This window comes from Flavobacterium sp. H4147, from assembly GCF_029360735.1.
Lineage (GTDB): Bacteria > Bacteroidota > Bacteroidia > Flavobacteriales > Flavobacteriaceae > Flavobacterium > Flavobacterium endoglycinae.
In genome coordinates this window covers 641886-665887 of sequence record NZ_JARKNB010000003.1, presented here as the reverse complement: position 1 = coordinate 665887, position 24002 = coordinate 641886, and the positions used below count along the sequence as shown (strand labels likewise).

The window sequence follows — 24002 nt, the reverse complement described above, 5'->3', positions numbered from 1 at the left end:
AAAAAGCACTCTGTAAGAAGAGTGCTTTTTGGAATATTTTAGAACAAAATTATTCTTGATTTGTTTTCTTTCTCCATGTGAAAGAATTCAAAATGTGTCTTTTTGCAAATCTCGCAGGAGAATCAGCATTGACCATTTTTACGTAAGTTGCTTTTGGTACACTGATGTATTCGTAAACACTTCCGTTAGAAAAGTCAATAATTAAACGACCTTCCACAAATTTAAAATCTGTTATAGAACAAGTTGAGATTGTTTCTGTATATTCAGGTAAATTAAGTTTGATGGTATCAGGGTGGATACTTACTAAAAAGTGGTAAGCTTCAATGATTGTTTTACTTTTTTCTTCTGCTTCTTTTAAACCAGCGTCATCTCCTACAAATTTATCTGGATGAGATTCTTTCATCGCATTACGATAAATTGTTTTTAAATCTTTTAATTCAGCAGTTTTGTCTACGTTTAGTAACTTGCGGTATTCAACTATTTTTTTCATAAATAAAAGGTAACTACTTGTCTATTAGTTTGAAATCGTTCTTTTTTAGTTCAAATCGACAAATTTTTTGCAAAGGTACACTTTTTTTTAACTTTTTAGTTTTGATGCAAAAAATATTAAGGAAAGTTACTTTAATTAAATGTTAACTTGTTTTTACCGCAAAGCACACATAGTTTTTTATCTGATAATCATTAAAATGAAAAGTTCACAAAGCTTAATTTAGAAAGCTTTGTGAACTTAATATTTAGATATGCTTTAACTCCTGGTTAAAAAACTCAGCGTGCTTTACGGTTACAACAAACGTCCAACAAACTTGAAACAAACAAAACTTAAAACCTGAAACAAATTATTCAGGCTTATGATTTGCTTTATCAAAGTTTCTCGATTTTTTAGGATATTGTTTGAAGCTGATATCGCTTGGATTTTCGATTACAGATTTAATTGTAACCCAGTCACCAACTTGAAAATTTGCCTGCACCATTTTATAGTCTAAAAGATATTCTCCGCAGAAATAATTGTTGTTTTCATCTTTTTCTATAATACCCGTAAAAACTCCCTTTTGCGGCATTTTTTGTTCTGAATCTTTAGACATGACTTTCATTTTTAAATTAAAAGTACAAAGTTAATCATTTTAGGTTTGTTTAGTGTGTTCGCGCTAATCTGAGTATATTTGCATATGCAGAAAAATTTTAAACCACATCCTAATTCTTTTAAAAATACATTTTGTGCTTTTCATGAAGTACTTCCAAATCGAGTAGCGGGTTTAAAGAAACAATTTGAGAGTAAAGCGGGGAGTACCTATTATTATACAGAGGAAGGAATGTATCGTGTTTCGAATCATTGGGGGAGATTAGCCAATAGTAAATGGCGTTTAATTGCGCTTGAGCCTGAAACCGAATCAAAAATAAAGATTGGTTTTGCAAAATGGGAAGAATTTTATCCAGATAATGCCGATGAGAAACTCTATTACATTGATGCCGATTTCGAAAAAAACACCGCCAATTATCAGCATAAAAAAAATCCAGATTATGACGGAAAAGCAATTTTAAGAACCAGTTTTGAAACCACAAAACGATTAAAACAAGTACGAAATCTGCAGCAGCTTACTTCATGGGCAAAACATTTTGATTATGATGATATTGATGATTTGCGAAAACAGATTATTAATGAATTGATTTTCACAGAAAAGAGTTTAGAAGAAATTAAAAGAGAAATATATGGGACGCAATAACGAAAAAAACATCAAAAAACACAACGATAAATTGCACAAAGCCCAGGCCAAAGCAAAACAAGCGGAAATTGCACGCAAAGAAAAGTTAAAAGAAATCGTAAAGAAATTCAACGAAAGTAAAAACGAAGAGTAAATAGTAGTTTCAGGTTTCACGTTCCAAGTTAACCTGAAACCTGAAACTTGAAACAAAAAAAAACATGAATAGTAAATTCGAAGAATTAAAACCAAGAGTGCAGGAAATTATTGATTTGATTGCTGCTAAAAACGACAGAGAAGCAAACAATAAACTGCTGGAAGTAAGCGAAACATTAGATGAAATGATTGATTTTGCTGAAGAAGATGAAGAAGTGAGAGAAATAAGCCGTTATCAGGTTTTGTTAAATCAGCTTCACGTTAAAATTAATGGAGAAGAGCCAGTTGATGGAGAGTAAAAAATGCTTCTGTGATACCGGATTTCTTTTTGAAGATTGCTGCGGATTATATCTTCAGAATAATCAAAAAGCACCAACTGCTTTGGCTTTAATGCGCTCTCGATATTCAGCGTATGCGACTCATAATGGCGATTATCTTTTAGAAACCACACATATTTCTGAAAGAAAATATTATTCTAAAGCCGAGATTTTGAAATGGGCAACAGCTAATACCTGGCAGAAACTCGAAATTTTAAGTTTTACTGAAAATACAGTCGAGTTCAAAGCGTATTTTTTAGATTCAAATCAAAAACTGCAGGTTCATTATGAATTTTCTACCTTTAAATTTGAAAATGATGCATGGTATTATGTTGATGGAAAGTTTGAATAATTAATAGAGCTAACAGTGTTAGCTGCCGGTTTTGGTTAAATATTTTAACTAAAAATTAATAAACGATTCGTTTTTCATAATTCCAAAAAGATGTAATTTTAAAATTATGAAAAACGAATTTAAAAAAGGATTTTATTTTAAGTCGTACGAAGCCCCGTTTCAGTCTCCGTTTGAAAAACTATTTGGCATTTTCAAAGAGCTGATCACCCATACTTCGGGGGATTTTGATGAAGCGATCAATTGGCTTCGCGAGTTAGATAAAGAATACAAACTCACCGACGAGAACTACACAATCGATGATTTTATCGAAGATTTAAAAAAGAAAGGATACATAAAAGACGAAGTCAAACCCGATGGCTCAAACGGTTTAGGAATTACCGCTAAAACAGAACGTGCGATTCGACAACAAGCTTTAGATCAGATTTTTGGAAATTTAAAACGTTCTGGAAACGGAAATCACAAAACTAAACATGCCGGAAATGGCGACGAACATACCGGAGAATTTCGTGAATTTAATTTTGGTGATGGTTTAGAACGTATTGCCTTAACCGAAAGTTTACGAAATGCTCAGATCAATAATGGTGTTGAAAGTTTCATGCTTACCGAAAATGATTTGGTGGTTGAAGAAACGCAGCATAAAGCCCAAATGAGTACCGTTTTGATGATCGACATCAGTCATAGTATGATTTTATATGGCGAAGACCGAATTACACCAGCCAAAAAAGTAGCAATGGCTTTAGCGGAATTAATTACAACTCGTTATCCAAAAGATACACTTGATATTTTAGTCTTCGGAAACGATGCCTGGACAATTCCTATCAAAGATTTGCCGTATTTGCAAGTTGGACCTTATCATACCAATACGGTTGCCGGATTACAGCTGGCAATGGATATTTTGCGTAGAAAACGTAATACCAACAAACAGATTTTTATGATTACCGATGGTAAACCAAGTTGTGTCCGTGAGCGTGATGGTTCTTATTATATGAATAGTAACGGACTTGACGAATACATTGTCGATAAATGTTACACGCAGGCACAGCAGGCTAGAAAACTGCATATTCCGATTACGACATTCATGATTGCCAGAGATCCTTATTTGCAGCGATTTGTAAATCATTTTACAGAAGCCAATCAAGGAAAAGCATTTTACACAGGATTAAAAGGTCTTGGTGAAATGATTTTTGAAGATTATGAAACAAATAGGAAGAAGAGAGTTCGTTAAAGTGGTCAGTTATCAGTCGAAGTATTCAGTTTTTACTGTGCGCAATCTATATCGTAGAGATGCACTGCAGTGCGTCTACACAAAGTGATGACACAAAATTGTCAATCAACATCAACATCAAAAACAATTCAAATTATATATTTCAATAAAATGGAAATAAACAATATAAAAACATTAGGGCAGTTAAAAGCTGCAGGATATAAAAGCATAAGTATAAAAGACGAATTACGAAATAATCTTCGTGAGAAAATTAAAACGGGAAAGCCTGTTTTTGAAGGCGTTCACGGTTTTGAAAATACAGTAATTCCAGAATTAGAACGTGCGATTCTTTCTCGTCACAACATTAATTTATTAGGATTGCGCGGACAAGCAAAAACTCGTTTGGCGCGTAAAATGATAGAATTATTAGATGAATACATTCCGTTTGTAACAGGTTCAGAAATTAATGATGATCCGTTGAAACCAATTTCACGTTTTGCTAAAGACATTATTGAAGAAAAAGGCGATGATACTCCAATTTCATGGTTACACAGAAGCGAACGTTTCTTCGAAAAACTGGCCACTCCAGACGTTACAGTTGCGGATTTAATTGGAGATGTTGACCCAATAAAAGCGGCGAATTTAAAATTATCTTATGCAGATGATCGTGTTATTCACTTCGGAATGATTCCACGAGCGAACAGATGTATTTTTGTAATCAATGAATTACCAGATTTACAAGCGAGAATTCAAGTAGCGTTGTTTAATATTTTGCAGGAAGGTGACATTCAAATTCGTGGTTTTAAATTAAGAATGCCATTGGATATGCAGTTTGTTTTCACAGCAAATCCAGAAGATTATACCAACAGAGGAAGTATTGTAACACCTTTAAAAGATAGAATTGGTTCGCAAATTCTAACTCATTATCCTGAAACAGTTGCCATTGCAAGAACGATTACCGAGCAGGAAGCAAAACTAGATCAAAATCAAAGTGATGTAGTATATGTTCCAGGTTTGGCGAGAGATATTTTAGAACAAATTAGTTTTGAAGCGCGTGACAGCGAATACATTGATAATAAAAGCGGTGTAAGTGCCAGAATGAGTATTACGGCTTTTGAAAATTTAATCAGCACTGCTGAACGCCGAGCTTTAAAATCGGGAGCCGATAAAACGAATCTGCGTTTGTCTGATTTTATGGGAATTATTCCAGCCATTACCGGAAAAGTAGAATTAGTTTATGAAGGAGAGCAGGAGGGAGCAGCCGTTGTGGCACAACATTTAATTGGCTCTGCCATTAGAACTTTATTCCCTAACTATTTTCCTAAAATTGAAAAATTAGAAAAACAGGGAGAGAAAACACCTTACTCAGATTTGATTGAATGGTTTTTTGCGGAAAGCGGTTTTGAATTAGTAGACGATGCTTCAGATGCTGAGTATCAAAGTATTTTAGATGAAGTAACACCTCTTGATGCTCTGATAAAAAAATACCAGCCTGAATTGGATAAAAAAGACCAATATTTTGTAAAAGAATTTATTTTATGGGCTTTAGTCGAATACAATAAACTAAGTAAAGATCGTTTTGCGACTGGACATCAGTTTAAGGATATGTACGGAAGTTATATCAGCAAACTTTAAAGATTTTTCTTTTAGAATTTAATCTGGTCTAGCCGGTTTTTTAAAACTGGCTGGGCCTTTTCAATTTAGAATAATTTACTTTTACCTTCCAAAATATAAATTATGTTGTTTCTTATTTTAAGTGTATTGTGCAGTGTAACTGTAGGTGTAATTTTCAAGATTACCCGTAAGTATAATTCCAATCCTATTCAAATTGTTGCGTTTAATTATGTTACAGCCATTCTACTTTGTTATTTCACATTCAAGCCTGATTTAAATGAAGTTCATGCAGATGCTCCTTGGAACATTTATATCGCAATTGGAGTTTTATTGCCCATATTGTTTTTAATACTGGCCGCTTCCATCAAACATATGGGAATCGTAAAAACCGATGCTGCCCAGCGATTGTCATTATTTATTCCGATACTGGCTGCTTGGCTTGTTTTTAAAGAAGAATTCAATACTTATAAAGTAATCGGTCTGATTATAGGTTTTACAGCACTCTTATTTATTTTAAGAAAAAATACCAGCAACGAAGAAAATAAATGGATATATCCAGCGGCAGTTTTATTGGGTTTTGGAATCATTGATATTCTTTTTAAACAAATCGCCCTTTATACCACATTGCCGTATACCACTTCTTTATTTATCGTTTTCGATATTTCATTAGCTGTTGCTCTTTTTATTGTAGTTTATGATGTGGCCTTTAAAAAAGTAAAATTAGACTATAAAAACCTGCTGTTTGGAGCTTTAGTCGGAATTTTTAATTTTGGGAATATTCTGTTTTATTTAAAAGCACACAAAGCATTTTCTGAGAATCCATCAACTGTTTTTGCAGGAATGAATATGGGAGTTATTATTTTAGGAAGCCTTGTCGGTCTTCTTTTCTTTAAAGAAAAACTCTCCAAAACTAATTTAATGGGGCTTATTTTAGCACTAATTTCAATTATTTTTATTGTTAGATCACAATTTTAATGCATTTAATATATTTGTAAAGCGTTAATTTACAGTTGTTTTTTGAATGAAATAAATCTTTTTCAAAATAAACTCGACTAATTCTATAGAATTTATAAATTAATTTTTATAAATTTGTCACAACAATGAAAAACTATAGTCTAAATATCATCCCGTTTATGTGCAGTTTGACGATGTGCTGCATGTCGACCCGTGCGATGAAATGGCGTTAATAGAGAAAGTACTTGTTAGTTATTTTTTTTTTAGCCTTTCATGCACCAATGAAAGGCTTTTTTTTAAAACCATTTTAAAATCGATATAAAAATGAGATCAAATAGAAACATACAAAGTAAGATGCAGTGCTGTCTAATGAAGATTCCGTGTTGCATGTGTTGTTGCCGTTGATTATTGAGAGAACATTTTTAGAACCCAAATCTATAAACCAAAATTTTAAAAGATAAAAAACTATGAGTGCAGAAATTATAAAGCAAAATCCGTTTCAATCTATGATTGATCGTTTTAATATAGCAGCCGATATTCTTAATTTAGAAGAATCAATCAGACAAAAGCTGCAGCGACCAGAAAAACAAATTGTGGTCAATTTTTCTATTACTTTAGATAACGGAACCGAAAAAAACTTCGAAGGATATCGTGTTATTCACAATACAGCTTTAGGACCATCAAAAGGCGGGATTCGATATGATAATTCCGTGAATCTGGATGAAGTAAAAGCTCTTGCTGCCTGGATGACCTGGAAATCAGCTGTAACCGGAATTCCGTTTGGTGGCGCAAAAGGTGGTATTATCTGCGATCCGAGAACACTCTCTAAAACAGAACTCGAAAGAATTACAAGAGCCTATACAAAAGCTTTAGCTGATATTTTTGGTCCTGAAAAAGATGTTCCAGCTCCAGATATGGGAACCGGTCCAGATGAGATGGGCTGGCTGATGGATGAATTTTCATTAGTTCATGGAAAAACCATTCACGCGGTAGTGACTGGAAAACATTTGCATTCCGGAGGTTCATTGGGTAGAGTAGAAGCAACAGGAAGAGGAGTGAGCATAATCAGTCTATTAGCTTTAGAAAAATTAAAAATCAGACCGGCACGCTCTACAGCTGCCATTCAAGGATTTGGAAATGTAGGACTTCATTCGGCTTTATTTTTATATGAAAAAGGAGTGAAAATTGTAGCAGTAAGTGATGTTTCTGAAGCATTCTATAATCCTGATGGAATCAATATTCCCGAATTGATTTTGTATTACAATTTGAATAACAAAACCATTAAAGGATATCCCAATTCAGTTGCTATTAAACACGATGAGCTGCTTTTTTTAGAAGTCGATCTGCTTATTCCTGCCGCCAAGGAAGATGTGATTACACAGAAAAATGCAAATGATATTCGCGCTAGAATCATTGTAGAAGCGGCAAATGGGCCAGTTTCTTCTGATGCAGATAAAATTCTACATGAAAAGAATGTTTTAGTGGTCCCGGATATTTTAGCGAATGCGGGAGGTGTAACCGTTTCGTATTTTGAATGGCTTCAGAATTCGTTGTTAGAATCTTGGAGAATTCACCAGATTAACAAACGTCTGGAAGACATTTTGGAGAAAGGTTTCGAAACCGTATTTAGAACTGCCGCGAAATACAGCGTAACGCCAAGAATTGCGGCTTACATTATTGCCCTGAAAAAAGTTTCCGAAACACAATCCGTTAAAGAAGTGGCTTTAGAAGCCGAAAAGTTTAAACAGAATTAATAATTATATATCCTCAATCAAGATGATTTTCATTGGTCATAAAAGGTGTTTACGCATTCTTTTTTGGCTGATGAAAATGTCTTTTTTAAACACTGTCAATTAATATAAAGTAATCTTTAAAAATGAAAAACATTAATTTTCTAGCCTTTGCAATGCCCGCTTTCTTTCTTTTTCTATTTCTGGAATACAAGCTGGCCCAACGAAAAAAGAGACCTGAAATTTTTAATTATGAAAGCTCTGTTTCTAATATCAGTATTGGAATAGCAGAGCGATTGATTAACTTGTTTATCGCGGCAAGTTTTTATCAATTGTATTATTTGATTTATGATGACTACCGAATTTTCGATATTCCGAGTGGTGTTTTGGTTTGGATTGCCTTGATTCTCGCCACAGATTTTGTGTGGTATTGGTATCATAGATTAGGACATGAAGTCAATTTTTTCTGGGCGGCACATATTGTGCATCATCACAGTGAAGAATTTAATTTTACGGCCGCAGCCAGAATTACTACTTTTCAAGCCATAATCCGAACGGGATTTTGGTGTGTTCTCCCTCTCGTGGGTTTTCATCCTTCAATGGTTATTACCATGCTGATTGTTCACGGTGCCTATTCGTTTTTCACTCATACACAAATCATCGGCAGAATTAAATGGCTCGAATATGTCTTTGTAACGCCTTCTGTTCATGGTGTTCATCATGCTTCTGATGAAAAATATCTTGATAAAAACTATGGAGATATGTTTACATTTTGGGATCGCCTTTTTGGAACTTTTCAGGCAGAAGAAGAAAAACCAAAATACGGATTGACACATCCGTTAAAAACGTACAGTTTCCTTTGGCAGCATTTTCATTACTATTTTGAAATTTACGAATTATGGAAACGTTCAAAAGGTTTTAAAGCCAGATGGAAAGCTGTTTTTGGAAGTCCTGCCGATATGGATCAGGATATTCGTCCCATTCTAGAAAAACGTTTCCTTCAAGATAAAAGTAATCCGCATCAAAGACTCCGTTTTCGAAATTACCTTTACATACAATTGGGAATCTCTACTTTACTGCTTACTGTTTTTACCTATTATTTTGATGCATTGAATGCGTTTGATAAAATTTTTGTACTCTGCTTAATCATTATTACATTAATTAATTGTGGCGCTATTTTAGAACAACGAAAATGGATTTATTATCTGGAATACGCACGTTTGTATATGATTGCGATTTTTTTCCTGTATGAAGAAAATCTAATTATGTTCTTCTTTATTCCGTTAGCAGTAATGATTTTTGCAGAACAACTATTCTCTTTAAGTAGATATTATCAAAATATGATTTTACAATTAGAGAGATCAGAATGATATTTTAATATTCAAATCGCTTTCTTTCCTGCAAGGTTTCCAAAACCTTGTAGGTCTTTTATTTAGTATTTCTACAAAAATATACCTGCAAGGTTTTGGAAACCTTGCAGGAATTGGGTAATTATATGGTTTTAATCGCCATAATTTTTTCTTCAAAAGTATCTTTATAATCGGATTTGCTTTTAATTCTCGTTTTATAGGTGTAGATGGTAGCTACAGAAAGTTCTAGAAATTCTGCCATTTGACTGCTGTCCTGAATTCCTAATCGATATAAAGCGAAAATGCGAAGTTCAGTATTTAAAAGTTCGCCTTTCTTAACTATAGATTTATGATCGTTGGGAAATAAATTATTAAAATCCGTTACAAAAGTGGGAAACAATTTCAGGAAGATCTCATCAAATTGATGGAACAGGTTTTCTCTTTCTTCTTTTACATTATAACGTTTTAAACTCGCAATCACTTCATCGGTTTTCTTGGTAATTATTTTATGAAGTGTGCTTTTCTGAATATGGTCAATTTTATTAATAAAAGCCGAAGTAGCTTTAATAAAATACGTAATATATTCTTCTTTAATCGCATTGGCTTCGCTCAGACTTACATTCATTTCCTGTAACTGCGCATAAGAGGAAGCCATTATTTTTCTGGCTTTATTTCTTTCTTTCAATTGCTTGAAAATAATAATCGAGAACAAAATGATTATCAAAGTCAAGATTGTCAGTAAAATGATGATTTTTTCCAGTTTGTCATTCTTCTCTTTTACATTATTCAGCTGTGCTTTTTCGATAATTGGAAGTATGGATGAAATTTCGATTTTGCGATGTCTGGCGTTGTAAAAAGTAGCATCATCCATTGCAATATTAATGTATTCATTAGCCTTGTCGAGATAGCCCATTTTAAAAAGCTCATTTGCCAGATTACGAAGCGCTACGGTTTCTTTAGTCGCATTTTTCACATCGGCAATTGCCGCCAAAGCCAAATAATGAATTGCTTTTTTGGTGTAGCCTCTTTCCGAATAAATATAACCCAGACTCGAAGTTGCGATTCCGTAATAATCAGGCGGCAGATTGTAATTGTTAATCCAATAACTAAAAGCGAATTCGGCGCCGCGCCAGTCTTGTTGTTTAAGACGTTTTAAACTTTCGGCAGCCCAATATTCATTGGTATTTGTTCCAATTAATTCTAAAGCTTTTTTCAAGAAATGATTTCCCTGCTGTACATAATGAATATTAAAACGCTGGTCACGATTGTAATCGGCTAAATCATAATAAGCTCGGGCTTTAATGTTGTAGTATTCAAATTTGTTTTTTAGATCCAGCTTTTGATCATCGATAACATCTAATGTATCAATGGCTTCTTTAAAAAGTCCGGAAGAAAGAAGCACAAAACCCTCTTTGATTCGGCTTTTAGATAAATACTTGGGATCTTTTAAAACTTTGGCTTTGATTTTCGATTGTTCTAAATAATAATAGGCCGAATCGTATTTGAAAGATTTATATTCTTCAAACAGCGACATATAAGTATGATACAATTCTTCATTATTTTGACTAACGGTATATTTTGAAACATTTTTCTTTAAAGTTTCAATTTTGCGATATTTCTGTTTTAAGTAAACTTCTTTTTTGAGCAGTACATTATCTAATTCTTCAAGAATCGGATTGGTCTCTTTCGCAGTTAGAGAAAAACCCGCAATTAAAAAATATAGAACAAATATTTTTTGCATGGTTTCGATTTGGTTTTAAGGTAAGATAGTTATGGTTTTGAGTTAATTCGTCTAAATTAAAAATTAATTTAAAAACTAATGGTCAGCAGTTTTTGAAATCAGGAATTTACTTTTGAGAATGGTAATAAAAGCATTTTATAAGGCTGTAAAAGGCTGTTATTTGTTAAAAGTACTTTAATATTTTGCAATTATACAATAAAAAGCAATTATATATATGTATACCGAAAAAATATTCACATAAAATTACCATATTGTCATATTTACCATTATTTTACAGGCTGTTTTAGTCTAAACATGACCTTGATTTTTTTAAATACAAAAATATTTTAAAATATTGATTTTTAATAATTTATGTTTTAAAACGGGTCGATTATATCTTGATTTTTCACAGATATTTTTTTTTAGAATTATTTAAGAGATAGTTTCGTATCGTCCTTTTGATAGGATGGAAAACTAACAAAAACCAAAAATTTATGAGAAGTAAAAGTTATTATTGGTTAGCTCTTTTTATGTGTTTTTTTGCAGTTAGCTGCGACAATACAGAAGATGGAAGCTACGTAGATCCCATTACAATTTATGAGAAAGTAAATGGTAACTGGGGACTAACAAATTTGAAAATGGTTGACGAATTTGCGAAGGCAAATAAGATCGAACCAAGCGAAGAAAACCTGAGTATGTATTTCAATTACGAGGATTTTAAAATCCAATTTAATGTAGATGAAAAAAACAAACCTACTAGTTATGAAGTATCAGGTAATGTACCTCCTTTATTTGCTCCAAAGGGATACTGGCAATTAAGCTCAGATTTTCAGCAGACCAATGCAAATCCTGTAAAAATCTACTTGTACAGCGATGCACAGAAAACTCAAAAAACAGACGAACTTAGAGTAACATCAGTTCCTGGAAAAAATGGCGAAATGGAATTCCAATTATCGCATGCTTCAGGCGGAACAACGTTTGTGACTTATGTATTTAAATTAAATGCTATTAACTAAAAAGTAATATGAAAAAATTTCTATATACAATTTTACTTGCCCTTTTGATGGCTCCAACTTTTACTAAGGCACAAGAGAACGCAGGAGCTGTAGGGCCAATGTCATCATTTCCGGTCGTGTACAAATATGATGAGCAGGTTACGTGGTATTTTGACCTTTCGGGAACTACATTTTTAGAAAACGAAGATTTATACATTTGGATTTGGTCTCCATCTGAACCAGATGCAGGAAACTGGGAAAACTCTTCAAACTTTGCAAAATTAAGTTATGTGGGTAATAAAGTGTGGAGTTTTACTTTAACTCCAACTGTTTATTTTTCTAAAACTCCGGCTGAAATTGCAGCAAGTGCAGGATTTTGGTTTCGTTTGAAAAACAAAAATGGATCAAAACAAAGTGATGTGGCCAATATGCCGTACACTGACTTTACAACTTTCTACACGGCAAATGAATTAATCAGAGCCTATCCAACTAAACCAACATTAGACAAAGGGGTCAGCATTTTGTTTAATGCCAATTTAGCTCCAGGATTTGCAGGCGCGACAAGCGTTCACATGCATAGCGGATTAAACAATTGGGATATCAAACAAGAATATCAGTCTTGGTTGCCAGATATTGTTGAAAAAACAAAACTGAAAGATTTAGGAAACGGCTTTTATAAAATGGATTTAGTTCCGAAAGATTACTACAATGCTCCAGATGGTTACGTTATGGAAAATTTAGTTTTCCTTATGGTAAAAGATGACTGGGCAGGAACTATTCCAGATCAGGTTTTATATGCAGGCGCTTACGAACCGCCGCCAGCACCAATTTTTGGATATTTTCCTTTACAAATCAGCCAGAAAGATTTCTTGGGAATGTATAGAAAAAACAATGAGCCAGGTGTAAATAAACTAATCTACACGATTACTGCCGGTGCTAAAACCATTACTGGTGAATTCTCAGGAGGTACAGCAGAGATAAAAGGATTTGTCAATTTAGTTTCAGAACTAAAGGATTCTCCAGCTTTAAGTGAAATTCATATTGTGGTAAAAGACAACAAAGACAAAACAATTTCGGATACCACAATTCCGCTTAAAACTTTAGACAAATAATTCACTATCAAATTTAAACATCATTCTAATGAATAGTAAAAATAAAAGAATAGTCCTGCATCAAATGTGGACTACTAAATCGCTCGTATTCATGATTTTCATGCTTTTTATTTCGGCAGGAATGTTTGCGCAGGGAAAAAAGCTTGTAACAGGTACAGTTTATGACAATACTGGCACTGTACTTCCGGGAGCTTCGATTATCGAAACTGGAACGCGAAATGCCACTACAACCGATTTTGACGGTAAATTTACATTGGAGGTAGCCGTAGGAGGTACAATCGAAGTTTCATTCATCGGATCAACCACTCAAAAAATACAAATCACATCATCAACCACAAAACTAGATGTTAACCTTAAAAATGATGGATATCAATTAAATGAGGTTCAAGTGGTTTCTGTGGGATATGGAACTCAGAAAAAATCTGATTTAACAGGTTCAATTTCAACTGTTACGGCAGATAATTTAGTAAAAGGAACTATTTCTTCTACAGAACAGGTTTTACAAGGAAAAGTAGCCGGATTAAACATTATTCGTCCTTCAGGAGACCCTGCGGCGGGTGCTACTATTCGTTTACGTGGAGGAACTTCATTAACAGCAAGCAACAGTCCGCTTATTGTAGTTGACGGAATTGCTGGTGTTGATATCAACGTGGTACAGCCTTCAGATATTAAATCGGTTGACGTTCTTAAAGATGCTTCTGCAACTGCAATTTACGGATCAAGAGGAGCAAACGGAGTTATTATCATTACCACAAAATCAGGAACTAAAGGCGTTTCTGTAGTGTACAACGGTCAGTCAAGTGTGGGATATGTTGCTGATAATCTTGATTTATTATCGGCAAACCAATGGAGAGGATATGTTCGTCAGACTGGAAATATGGATGCAGTTGACTTTGGCGGCAACACCAACTGGCAGAAAGCAATTGAGCAGACTGCAATTTCTCAGTCACATACTTTAAGTATCAATTCAGGAAAAGCAGATAGTGGTTTTAGAACTTCTATTTCATATTTAAACAATGAAGGCGTTATTAAAAAATCAGGTTTAGAAAGAATCAGCGGAAACATCAACGCTTACCAATATTTAGGTGATAACAAAGATGTAAAATTTGATATGGGATTATTTGCGAATATCGACAAATGGAATCCAATTGATTACAGAATTTTTGAACGTGCTTATAACTTAAACCCAACAATTCCGGTTTATGACGCAAACGGAAATTTCACGAATGTAAACTTTACACTTTACGAAAATCCAGTTGAAATTTTAACCAACAGAACAGTCGATAATGAAAGACACAGACTTTTAGGTTATTTCAAAACAGAAGTTAAATTCCTAAATGATTTTCAAGCAGTGGCTAACATTTCGTTAGAACATAATGCAGTAAAAGGCGGAACTTACAAACCAACTTACGCGATTATGGAAGGACGTTCTGAGTCTGGATATGCACAAAGAACATATGCTGAATATACAAATGCACAAGGAGAACTTTACGTAAATTACAATAAAGTAATCGACAAACACAATATCAGCGCTCTTGCGGGTTATTCTTATCTTGAAAATATTTACGAAGGTTTTGGCGCACAGCGTTCAGGTTTCGTAACAGATGCTTTTGGATACAACAATTTAGGAGCGGGTTATAATTATCGTTTAGGTGACGTGTATTCATACAAAGGAAAATCAAACTTAGTTTCTTTTTATGCACGTGCTAACTACAATTACGATGGAAAATATTTGCTTACAGCTACTGTAAGAAGAGATGGTTCAAGCCGTTTTGGAGAAAACAATAAATGGGGAACTTTCCCATCAGCTTCTGTCGCTTGGAAAATTTCTAACGAAGACTTCATGAGCTCTACAAAAAACTGGTTAGGATCATTAAAATTAAGAGCAGGTTATGGAGTTACTGGTAACCAAGACGGAATTGGCGAGTACAAATCGCTTTCTATTTTAGGAGTTGGAAACGACAGTTACTACGATCCAGTTACAGGAACATGGAGTTTAGCGTATTCTCCAAAACAAAACCCAAATCCTGATTTAAAATGGGAATCAACAAGACAATTAAACATTGGAGTAGATTTCAGTTTATTTGACAGAATTACAGGTTCATTCGAGTGGTACCAAAAAAACACTCACGATTTATTATACACTTACGAAGTGCCTCAGCCTCCGTATTTAGTAGGAACTATGCTGGCAAACGTTGGAGAAATGTCTAACAAAGGAGTTGAACTTACTTTAAATGCTGATATCGTAAGAGGAGATAAATTTACATGGAATGCTAATGTAACGCTTGGACACAACGTTCAGAAAATCGAGAAATTATCAAACCCAACTTATAAAACGGATGTTATTTACAGCGGTTCATTACACGGTTTAGCAGGTATGTCGGGACAATATTCTCAGATTATTGCGGAAGGATATCCAGTTGGAACATTCTGGGGATTCAGAAATGCAGGACTTGATGCCGATGGAAAAATCCAGTACTACAATGCCGCAGGAGATGTTGTACCAGAAAGCGCTTTAGTGGATGCTGACAAAACAGCTTTAGGAAACATTCAGCCTGATTTGACTTTAGGTATTGGGATGAACTTTACCTACAAAAACTTTGATCTTGGAGTTTCTGGTTATGGAATGTTCGGACAAAAAGCTTTAAATGCTACGAACATGATGTTGAACGATCCAAACAGGCTTCCAACGTACAATGTTCCAGACAGATTCCTAAACAGCGGTATTACATCGGCTCCAAAATATTCTGATTACTGGATTGAAGATGCGTCATTCTTTAGATTACAAACCGTTTCAGTTGGGTATACTTTGCCATTGAACATGAAAAAATCAAAACTAAGAATGTACATCATGGGAGAAAATCTTGCCGTATTTACAAAATACAAAGGAGTAGATCCAGAGATTGGTTTAAATGCACAAGATGGTGCTGACCAAACAGGATTAGCAGCGCCAGGTATCGATAAGTACAACAATTATCCTAGACCAACTACAATTTCTGTGGGATTAAATTTCACTTTGAATAACTAAGCGATTAACTCAAAAATATAAAAAATGAAAATCAAAATATTAGGAGCATTAGTAGTAAGTATGCTTTTTACGATATCATGTACCGATCTAAGTGAAGACTTATATGATAGAGTAGAAGATGGAAATTTTGGAAATACGCCAAAAGAAGTTGATGCATTGGTAGGAGGAGCGTATTCATCTTTAAGAGGTTTCGCTGACGGAATATCAAATAACTATCCAACCTGTGAGTTCGTATTCTTTTTGAATGAAACCGTTTCTGATGAAGCTACGATTCCAACAAGAGGAACCAACTGGTACGATGGCGGACAATATCAAGATGCACAAAAACATACTTGGAAAGCAGACAACCGTTTGATTCTTTCGGCATGGCGTTATAACTATACTGGAATTGCAAAAATCAACTCTATCATTTATCAAATCGATAAATCATCGTTGACAGATGCTGCAAAAGCACCCATTTATGCTGAATTAAAAGCATTAAGAGCGTATTACTATTACAACCTATTGGATGCTTTTGGTAACGTGCCTATTGTTGTAAATTTTGAAGATACTTCATTGCCTTCAAATTCTACAAGAAAACAAGTGTATGATTTTGTTGAAAAAGAATTATTAGATGCTATTCCGCACTTAACATCAAATGTGGTGTATTCTAAAATGACAAAAAATGTAGCGTATGCTCTTTTAGCAAGATTATATCTGAATTCAGAAGCTTTTATCGGAACAGCACGTTGGCAGGATTGTATCGATATGTGCCAGAAAATTTCTGGATATACTTTAACACCAGATTTCTTTACCAATTTTTCAACTCAAAATGAAAAATCTCCAGAGATTATTTTTGCGATTCCTTACGACTCAAAAGCAGGAACAGTTGGAAATTACATGAACTCAATGTCTTGCCATTATCTACACAGATTAACAATGTCAGTTTCAGGAACAGATTATCCATGGAGTGCAAACGGAATATGTGCACAGCCGGGAGTTTATTCTGCTTTTGCTGATACCGACAAAAGAAAGAAATGTATGGTAGCCGGAGATCAAATCAACATGGCAACTGGACAAGTAATTATCATGGACAATGGAGAACCACTTACCTATACAGAAGATGTAACAAGCGTTGCTAACGCAAAAGACAATGAAGGTGTACGTTTAGGGAAATACGAAATGAAGGCCGGAGAAACATGGGAGCGTGATCACGATTTAGTAGTAATTCGTTATGCTGAAATTTTAATGATGCAGGCAGAATGTTACGTGCGTTTAGGTTCTCCAGATTTGGCAAAACCTTTTGTACAGCAAATCACAACACGAGCAGGAGCAGAAATGCCAGCAGTAATCGACCTGCATTTTATCGATCAGGAATTACTTAGAGAATTTGCTTTTGAAGGAAGAAGAAGAACAGACAACATTCGTTTTGGAACATTCTTCCAGCCATGGTGGGAAAAAGGAACAACGCCTGCTTACAGAGCAATTTTTCCAATACCAAGTACCGTTTTAACAACAAACAAAAATTTAATACAAAATCCTGGGTATTAAATTACAGAATGTCAGTCTTCCATGTTGGTTAGTCGTGGAAGGCTGACATGTTTTTAAACATATTAATTAGCAAAACAGGATTTATAAGAGATGTATTTAACACATAGAAACATAGATTTTTATGTGCAAAATTAGGATAAAGAAAGAAGCTCATTTCTCGCACATAGCGATGTTCGCTGATGCAAATGAAATACCTTTTCCTAAGTTTCAAAAGCTATGTTTCTATGTGTTTAAATTTTTAAAGCATTAATTATAAAATAAATAGAACCTCAATTATGAAAAGATATATCACATTATTGTTTTTTGGAATAATGAACATTTTACTCGTTTCTAGCTGCAGCAGTGATGATAAAGGTTCAGATGAACCAGTAAAACCCGAAGTGGTCGAGCCGGTTGCGATTGAAAAAACAAACAGCACCAAAATTTACGTTCATTATATGCCTTGGTTTGAAACCAACGAAAGTTCAGCCGATAAAAAATGGGGATACCACTGGACAATGGCAAATAAAAATCCAAACAATATAGGCGCAAACAATCAAAGAGAAATTGCGGCTTATTATTATCCAATGATTGGGCCTTACCATTCTGGAGATAAAAGTGTGATTGAGAATCATTTATTATTGATGAAATACTCAGGAATTGACGGCGTTTTGATCGACTGGTACGGGACTTACGATGTCAACGACTACCGAATGGTAAAAGAAAATACAGAACAGCTTATTGCTATGCTCGATAAAGTGGGTTTAGAATATGCCATAGTTTACGAAGATCGTGTAACAACTAATGTAGTAAACGCTGGAAAAGCAATTTCAGTAACCAGCGCAGCCAAAACGGATTTAGCCTATTTAGAGAAAAATTGTTTCAGTGATGCCAATTACATCAAAGTAAATGGAAAACCATTATTGCTGAATTTTGGTCCAATTGTATTGCAAACGCCTGCCGAATGGACAAACGTTTTCAATACCTTAACCACAAAACCTACTTTTTTAACTCTTTGGGGCGAATCTTCAGACGCTGGTGTAAATGCATCAGGAGAATATGCATGGGTTTACAAAGACAATAGCTTTTTGATTAATTTTTATACCAATACCAAACCAAACCTTTCGGTTGCAATGGGAAGCGCTTATCCGGGTTTTAAAGATTTTTATGCCGAAGGCGGAGGCGGAGCAGCGATTGGATGGACAATTGATCATAAAAACGGAGCTACACTTGATGAAACACTTCAAATGGCTAAAAATGCCAATGTGAACTATTTACAATTAATCACTTGGAATGACTTTGGAGAAGGAACCATGATCGAGCCAACAGTAGAATTTGGATACACATTCATAGAAAAAATAAAAACATTTGCCGGAGTAAAAAACACCGAATCCGTTTTTCCTGAAATCAGTAAAATGTACAACCTGCGTGTTCAAAAGAAAGGCAATGCCGATACCCAGAAAAAACTGGATCAGGCTTTTAATTATTTTGTTTCAATGCAGCCTGCAAAAGCAAAACAGTTAATAAATGAAATTAAATAAGCGCTGTAATTAATACAATTTAAATAATGAGAAACATACGATATAGATACTGTTTACTGGCTTTGGCTTCGGTGATGCTATTTGCCTGCAGTACTAAAAAAACATACAAAATCAGTTCGCCTGGAAAAGTAGCCGAATTAATTTTTGAATTAACGCCGTCAGGTCAGCCTCAGTACAGTTTTTCTTCAAACGGAAAATCAGTTATAGAACCTTCTTTAATGGGATTTGAGTTTCAGGAAATCCAAAAAATGACAGACGGTTTTGAAGTGGTTTCCACCGAAGAAAAATCAGCCGATGAAACTTGGGAACAACCTTGGGGAGAATTCAAAAAAGTTCGTGACCATCACAATGAACTTATTGTACATTTGAAAGAATCGAAAGGTGAAGAGCGTCTGGTAGATATTATTTTCAGAGTTTTTGATGACGGTTTAGGATTCCGCTACGAGTTCCCAAAACAGCCTAACTTAGGAAAAGTAAAAATTTCAAATGAAGTAACACAATTCACTTTTAAAGATAATAACGATGTGTGGTGGATTCCGGTACACCGTGAAAACAGTTATTACGAAAGTGAATATCGTAAAACACCAATCAGCAAAACCGATACGATTAACACACCAGCCACATTTGAAACAAAAAATAAACTGTATGTAGCGATTCATGAAGCCAATTTAACTGATTTTGCTTCGATGACACTTTTAAAAACAAGTGACAAACAATACAAAAGTGATCTTGTGCCGTGGGCTGATGGTGTAAAAGTATATGCTGAAACGCCATTTAAAACGCCTTGGAGAACAATTGTAGTGGGTAAAAATCCAGGAGAAGTGGCGACTTCTACGATCATGCTGAATCTAAACGAACCATCAAAAATTGAAGATCTTTCTTGGATTACACCTTCAAAATACATCGGAATCTGGTGGGGAATGCACTTAGAAAAATTCACATGGGGACAAGGACCAAAACACGGAGCAACGACTAAAAATACCAAAGAGTACATTGACTTTGCAGCAAAAAATAATTTCGACGGCGTATTGGTAGAAGGATGGAACGAAGGCTGGGATGGTGACTGGACAGCAGATGGTTCTGCATTTAGTTTCGTTAAAGCATATCCTGATTTTAATTTGGAAGAAATCACCAAATATGCTGCTATGAAAAATGTTCGTTTAATTGGACATCACGAAACGGCTGGAGCTTCAAAACATTATGAAAGCCAGTTAGAAGATGCATTTAAATTGTACCAGAAAATGGGCGTGAATTCGGTTAAAACAGGTTATGTAAACAAATATCTGGATAAAAAAGAATGGCACGACAGCCAGTACGGAGCACGTCATTACCGAAAAGTGATCGAAACAGCTGCGAAATATCATATTATGATCGACAACCACGAACCGATGAAAGGGACAGGTTTGCAGCGTACCTACCCAAACTTCATGTCTCAAGAAGGTGGACGTGGTCAGGAATACAATGCATGGTCTGTAGATGGAGGAAATACACCAGAGCATTTAACCACTTTACCATTTACAAGAATGCTTTCTGGACCTTTTGATTACACACCGGGGAATTTCAATTTTGATTACAAAACACCATCTGGAGCGAGAGTACAAACAACATTAGCCAATCAATTAGCATTGTATGTTATTATTTTCAGTCCGTTGCAAATGGCTTCCGATTTACCTGAAAATTATGAAGGTAAACCTGAATTCCAATTCATTAAGGATGTTCCTTGTACTTGGTCAGATACAAAAGTTTTGGACTCAAAAATTGGAGAATATACAACCATTGTCCGTAAAGACTGGGACGAGAAAAATTGGTACTTAGGTTCTATTACCAATAGAAATGCCAGAGATTTAAAAGTAACACTTTCTTTCCTTGACGCAGGAAAAGAATACGAAGCCGAAATCTATGCAGATGGAGCAGGGGCGAATTACAAAACCAATCCGTATCCAGTTACTATCTCTAAGCAAAAAGTAACTAACAAAAGCGAATTGAATATTAAATTGGCAGCTGGAGGAGGAACAGCCATAAAATTTACTCCAATCGAAAAATAATAGTTTGAGTTAAGTTTAAGTGTAAAACGCGACAGGTTTAAATCTGTCGCGTTTTTTGTATCTGCCTCAGTTGTTTTTAGGGTTAGATTCTACATTTATATTTCGCTCCGCTGGAGCTTATTTTCTTTGGGTAATTGTATTCTATAAATATATCGCCCTTCTAGGGCTTTTTGTTGAATTAATGATCGTTTAAAATATTCATTAAAGTTTTTAACTTTTTAATAGATAGTAAAATACAACATCATTATAAAAACTAATGCTGCGTAGCAGTCTAATATCTATAGAAGAAATAGTATCAAACTAATAAGCTCCATAGGAGCGACACATATTTAATAACATATTTTGGAATTTGAATTTAAAAATCTTGGAATTTCCAAAACCTTAATGTCTGTACAATTTTACATGATTCCCAAATGTATAGGCTGCACTAATGGTTGGACCATTATATCCCCATTTTAGGAAACCGTTTAAACGATCTTCGACAGCATCAATTTTAAAATTTAACCCCGTATAGCCAGCAGTCAGACTGAAATTTTCATGCACATTGTACAGAAGAGAAAGATTGTAACTGACAATTCGGCCGTCAATGTTATCAATTTGAAGTGCCAGATAATTAGCATTGGCATACAGCCCAAAACGTTTTCCTAAAACAAATTCGCCCCAAATACCAACGTCGGGTAGAGGAGCTGTAAAAGCAAAATTATCTCTCACTTCAGCTTGTGCCTGATTCGCTTCAACACGCAAACCTAAATCAGCAAAAAGTACGTGGGCTCCAATAAGCAATCCTGCTTCGTATTTTGGTTTTGAGAGAATTGCATATCCGTAAGCTACTCTCGCAATTTGCACATCGAAAAAAGCAGAAACACGTGTGTTTATATTGTACGTATTATCTCCAAATGTAATTTCTTTCTGCAAAGTTTTAGATGAATTTCGATTCAATACAAAATATTCTGCACCAAGTCTTGACCTTCTGGAAATACGCCAGTCAAAAGTTCCAAGAAAAGAAGTGCTTGATTTAGAAAAACCTAAATCATCTTCCAAATCAATTTCTGTTCCTTGTTGCCCATTATTTCTACCGACTTGAATCTGAGTATTATTTACCGGAAAAAAAGCACCAGCCGTGACTTTAAATCTCCTAGCATGCCACGGCAGATCATCTGCATCATTATTTAGTAGTTTTCGATCATCATTATTTGTAGAGATTAAAGTATTTTCGGGAGTAATTTCAGCGGTGGTCTGTGCTTTTGCCGAAAAGAGAGTAAGTGGAATTATCAATAAATAAACTAATTTTTTCATGAGATTGATGGTTTTAGGTTATTGTTGAATAAGCAGAATAAAGTTAGTCAAAAAAATCTTTCAAATTTGTTTTGTGGATTTATTATTTTGATTATCAGTTTACTATGTTTTTTGATTTGTTTTGAAAAACGATCTAAAATTTGTCTTTTGCCAATATCAATCACTTTTCGGATTGCTATTCATGTCTAAAATCGATATATTTGAAATAAACTCTGAAAAATATGACTAAAAATTTGAAACAATACTTCGTAAAATCATTTGTCATTCTTGCCATTATACATTTAGCTTATTTTCTATACGGCTATTTTACTTTTGAAGGAATTAAGAAAATAGATATTTATTCTGAATTTTACAGATTCAAATTTTACGATGATGTTTCGATTTCGCACTTTTTTGTAAGCGGTTTGTTTTTACTTTTCTTTTTGATTTTTTTGCTGAAAAATCATTCGAAACAACGCTATTCGTTTGCGAAAGTGCTACAAATTGGCGGTTTACTCTTGCTGGTTTCGTTTTTTACATTTACATTTTTTATCAGCTTTAGTTTTGGACAAAATGCAAAACTTAAAAGTGAACTGTCTGAAAAAGAATATAATGCCGATAAAGAACTGCTAAATACGCTTAATCCATTTTTATATGGTTCGACCTCATTCAGTTCTGAAAAACTCTTTAATTACGAGAACATCTTGTATCCAAGACCGTATCCGGTTATTAAAGAAGAAAAACAAGAATTATTGTTTCATGATCAATTTAGTACTCAAACCAGTTATTACAGCATCGATACTTTAAAAGTCCTGACTGAAACTTATAATAAAGTTTCAGAAAAAACCGATTCAATTCTGGATTTTGTGGGACTTGATAAAAATATTCTGAAAGATCGAATCATCAAAAAGAGTATTCTAAAAGACAGCACTCAGATTATCTTTAAAGGTGCTGAGGTTCATCCAGAATACGATGAAGATATTTGTATTTTTCTGATGAATAAATCGCTATATAAACCAGTTCATGGCGATTCAATTAATAAGCAGCAATTTACAGCTGCCGTACATCGATATAAACTTCTTTATAAATACAAAAAAGATTCTTTGGAATATCAGTTTCAAAAACTAGATACTTTATTGAAGAAGTTTAATATCGAAACGAATATTGTTCCGAAACAATTGACTGCTTCCGTTTTTCAGAATAAAAAAAATAAAGATGTTTTTTCCATTTATCTCCCTAATAGTTTTGACCGAAAAGCGTTAAATGAAAAACTCCAAACATTGGAACGTTATTTTTACGAACCCAATTTCCTTCATCCGTCTATTATGCCGATATTTTTTGCCGTAATATTCTCTGTTTGGCTGGTGTTGTTTTTACTATATATGATATTCAATAGAAAATAAA

At 34.3% G+C, this 24002-nt stretch carries 20 protein-coding genes; 16 read left to right on the top strand and 4 right to left on the bottom strand.

What is annotated here, in order from left to right:
* Positions 1–49: 49 nt before the first annotated feature.
* The gene (locus tag P2W75_RS16840) at positions 50–490 is read right to left on the bottom strand and encodes a KTSC domain-containing protein (RefSeq protein WP_207295701.1); all 441 of its coding nucleotides are present in this window, start codon (positions 488–490) and stop codon (positions 50–52) included.
* 346 nt (positions 491–836) lie between these two features.
* Positions 837–1082, bottom strand: a complete 246-nt coding sequence (locus tag P2W75_RS16835) for a hypothetical protein (protein WP_207295702.1) — start codon at positions 1080–1082, stop codon at positions 837–839.
* Between the two features lie 84 nt (positions 1083–1166).
* On the opposite strand from P2W75_RS16835, the gene P2W75_RS16830 reads away from it, so the two are divergent.
* From P2W75_RS16830 to P2W75_RS16790, 9 genes are all read left to right on the top strand, one after another.
* A complete protein-coding gene (locus P2W75_RS16830) occupies positions 1167–1721 on the top strand; it encodes a hypothetical protein (RefSeq protein WP_276381377.1) in 555 nt (184 codons plus the stop codon).
* A complete protein-coding gene (locus P2W75_RS16825; protein ID WP_008467810.1) occupies positions 1708–1854 on the top strand; it encodes a hypothetical protein in 147 nt (48 codons plus the stop codon). Before P2W75_RS16830 ends, P2W75_RS16825 begins: the two co-directional genes overlap by 14 nt.
* A 64-nt stretch (positions 1855–1918) precedes the next feature.
* On the top strand, positions 1919–2152 hold the full coding sequence (locus P2W75_RS16820) for a hypothetical protein (protein WP_207295704.1): 234 nt from the start codon (positions 1919–1921) through the stop codon (positions 2150–2152).
* On the top strand, positions 2124–2522 hold the full coding sequence (locus P2W75_RS16815; RefSeq protein ID WP_276381376.1) for a YchJ family metal-binding protein: 399 nt from the start codon (positions 2124–2126) through the stop codon (positions 2520–2522). The genes P2W75_RS16820 and P2W75_RS16815 overlap by 29 nt, the downstream gene beginning before the upstream one ends.
* Positions 2523–2628: 106 nt before the next feature.
* Positions 2629–3747, top strand: a complete 1119-nt coding sequence (locus tag P2W75_RS16810; protein ID WP_207295705.1) for a VWA domain-containing protein — start codon at positions 2629–2631, stop codon at positions 3745–3747.
* A gap of 150 nt (positions 3748–3897) precedes the next feature.
* Positions 3898–5361, top strand: coding sequence for a magnesium chelatase (locus P2W75_RS16805; RefSeq protein WP_276381375.1), 1464 nt, complete (start codon positions 3898–3900; stop codon positions 5359–5361).
* A gap of 102 nt (positions 5362–5463) precedes the next feature.
* Complete coding sequence (locus P2W75_RS16800; RefSeq protein ID WP_276381374.1) at positions 5464–6315, top strand: DMT family transporter; 852 nt, start codon at positions 5464–5466, stop codon at positions 6313–6315.
* Positions 6316–6761: 446 nt separating this feature from the next.
* On the top strand, positions 6762–8048 hold the full coding sequence (locus tag P2W75_RS16795) for a Glu/Leu/Phe/Val dehydrogenase (protein WP_239023113.1): 1287 nt from the start codon (positions 6762–6764) through the stop codon (positions 8046–8048).
* A 122-nt stretch (positions 8049–8170) separates the two neighbouring features.
* Positions 8171–9394, top strand: a complete 1224-nt coding sequence (locus P2W75_RS16790; protein WP_207295708.1) for a sterol desaturase family protein — start codon at positions 8171–8173, stop codon at positions 9392–9394.
* Positions 9395–9515: 121 nt separating this feature from the next.
* Here P2W75_RS16790 and P2W75_RS16785 read toward each other — a convergent pair whose 3' ends face one another.
* Positions 9516–11114, bottom strand: coding sequence for a DUF6377 domain-containing protein (locus P2W75_RS16785; protein ID WP_207295709.1), 1599 nt, complete (start codon positions 11112–11114; stop codon positions 9516–9518).
* Positions 11115–11587: 473 nt separating this feature from the next.
* Between P2W75_RS16785 and P2W75_RS16780 the strand changes: the two genes are divergently transcribed.
* The 6 genes from P2W75_RS16780 to P2W75_RS16755 all read left to right on the top strand — a co-directional run bounded on the left by P2W75_RS16780 (position 11588) and on the right by P2W75_RS16755 (position 21323).
* Positions 11588–12109, top strand: coding sequence for a DUF5004 domain-containing protein (locus tag P2W75_RS16780; RefSeq protein WP_207295710.1), 522 nt, complete (start codon positions 11588–11590; stop codon positions 12107–12109).
* 8 nt (positions 12110–12117) lie between these two features.
* The gene (locus P2W75_RS16775; RefSeq protein ID WP_276381373.1) at positions 12118–13200 is read left to right on the top strand and encodes a hypothetical protein; all 1083 of its coding nucleotides are present in this window, start codon (positions 12118–12120) and stop codon (positions 13198–13200) included.
* A 28-nt stretch (positions 13201–13228) separates the two neighbouring features.
* A complete protein-coding gene (locus tag P2W75_RS16770; protein WP_276381372.1) occupies positions 13229–16228 on the top strand; it encodes a TonB-dependent receptor in 3000 nt (999 codons plus the stop codon).
* A 24-nt stretch (positions 16229–16252) separates the two neighbouring features.
* The gene (locus P2W75_RS16765) at positions 16253–17758 is read left to right on the top strand and encodes a RagB/SusD family nutrient uptake outer membrane protein (RefSeq protein ID WP_276381371.1); all 1506 of its coding nucleotides are present in this window, start codon (positions 16253–16255) and stop codon (positions 17756–17758) included.
* A gap of 275 nt (positions 17759–18033) precedes the next feature.
* Positions 18034–19278 carry a glycoside hydrolase family 71/99-like protein gene (locus P2W75_RS16760; RefSeq protein ID WP_276381370.1) on the top strand — a complete coding sequence of 415 codons (1245 nt, stop codon included), beginning with the start codon at positions 18034–18036 and terminating at the stop codon, positions 19276–19278.
* 26 nt (positions 19279–19304) lie between these two features.
* On the top strand, positions 19305–21323 hold the full coding sequence (locus P2W75_RS16755) for a glycoside hydrolase family 97 protein (protein WP_276381369.1): 2019 nt from the start codon (positions 19305–19307) through the stop codon (positions 21321–21323).
* A 381-nt stretch (positions 21324–21704) separates the two neighbouring features.
* On the opposite strand, the gene P2W75_RS16750 is transcribed toward P2W75_RS16755, so the two are convergent.
* Positions 21705–22619: a hypothetical protein gene (locus P2W75_RS16750; protein WP_276381368.1), complete on the bottom strand. Its 915-nt coding sequence runs from the start codon at positions 22617–22619 to the stop codon at positions 21705–21707.
* A 221-nt stretch (positions 22620–22840) separates the two neighbouring features.
* Here P2W75_RS16750 and P2W75_RS16745 point away from each other — a divergent pair, with 221 nt between their 5' ends.
* Positions 22841–24001: a hypothetical protein gene (locus P2W75_RS16745; protein ID WP_276381367.1), complete on the top strand. Its 1161-nt coding sequence runs from the start codon at positions 22841–22843 to the stop codon at positions 23999–24001.
* The last annotated feature ends 1 nt before the right edge of the window (position 24002 follow it).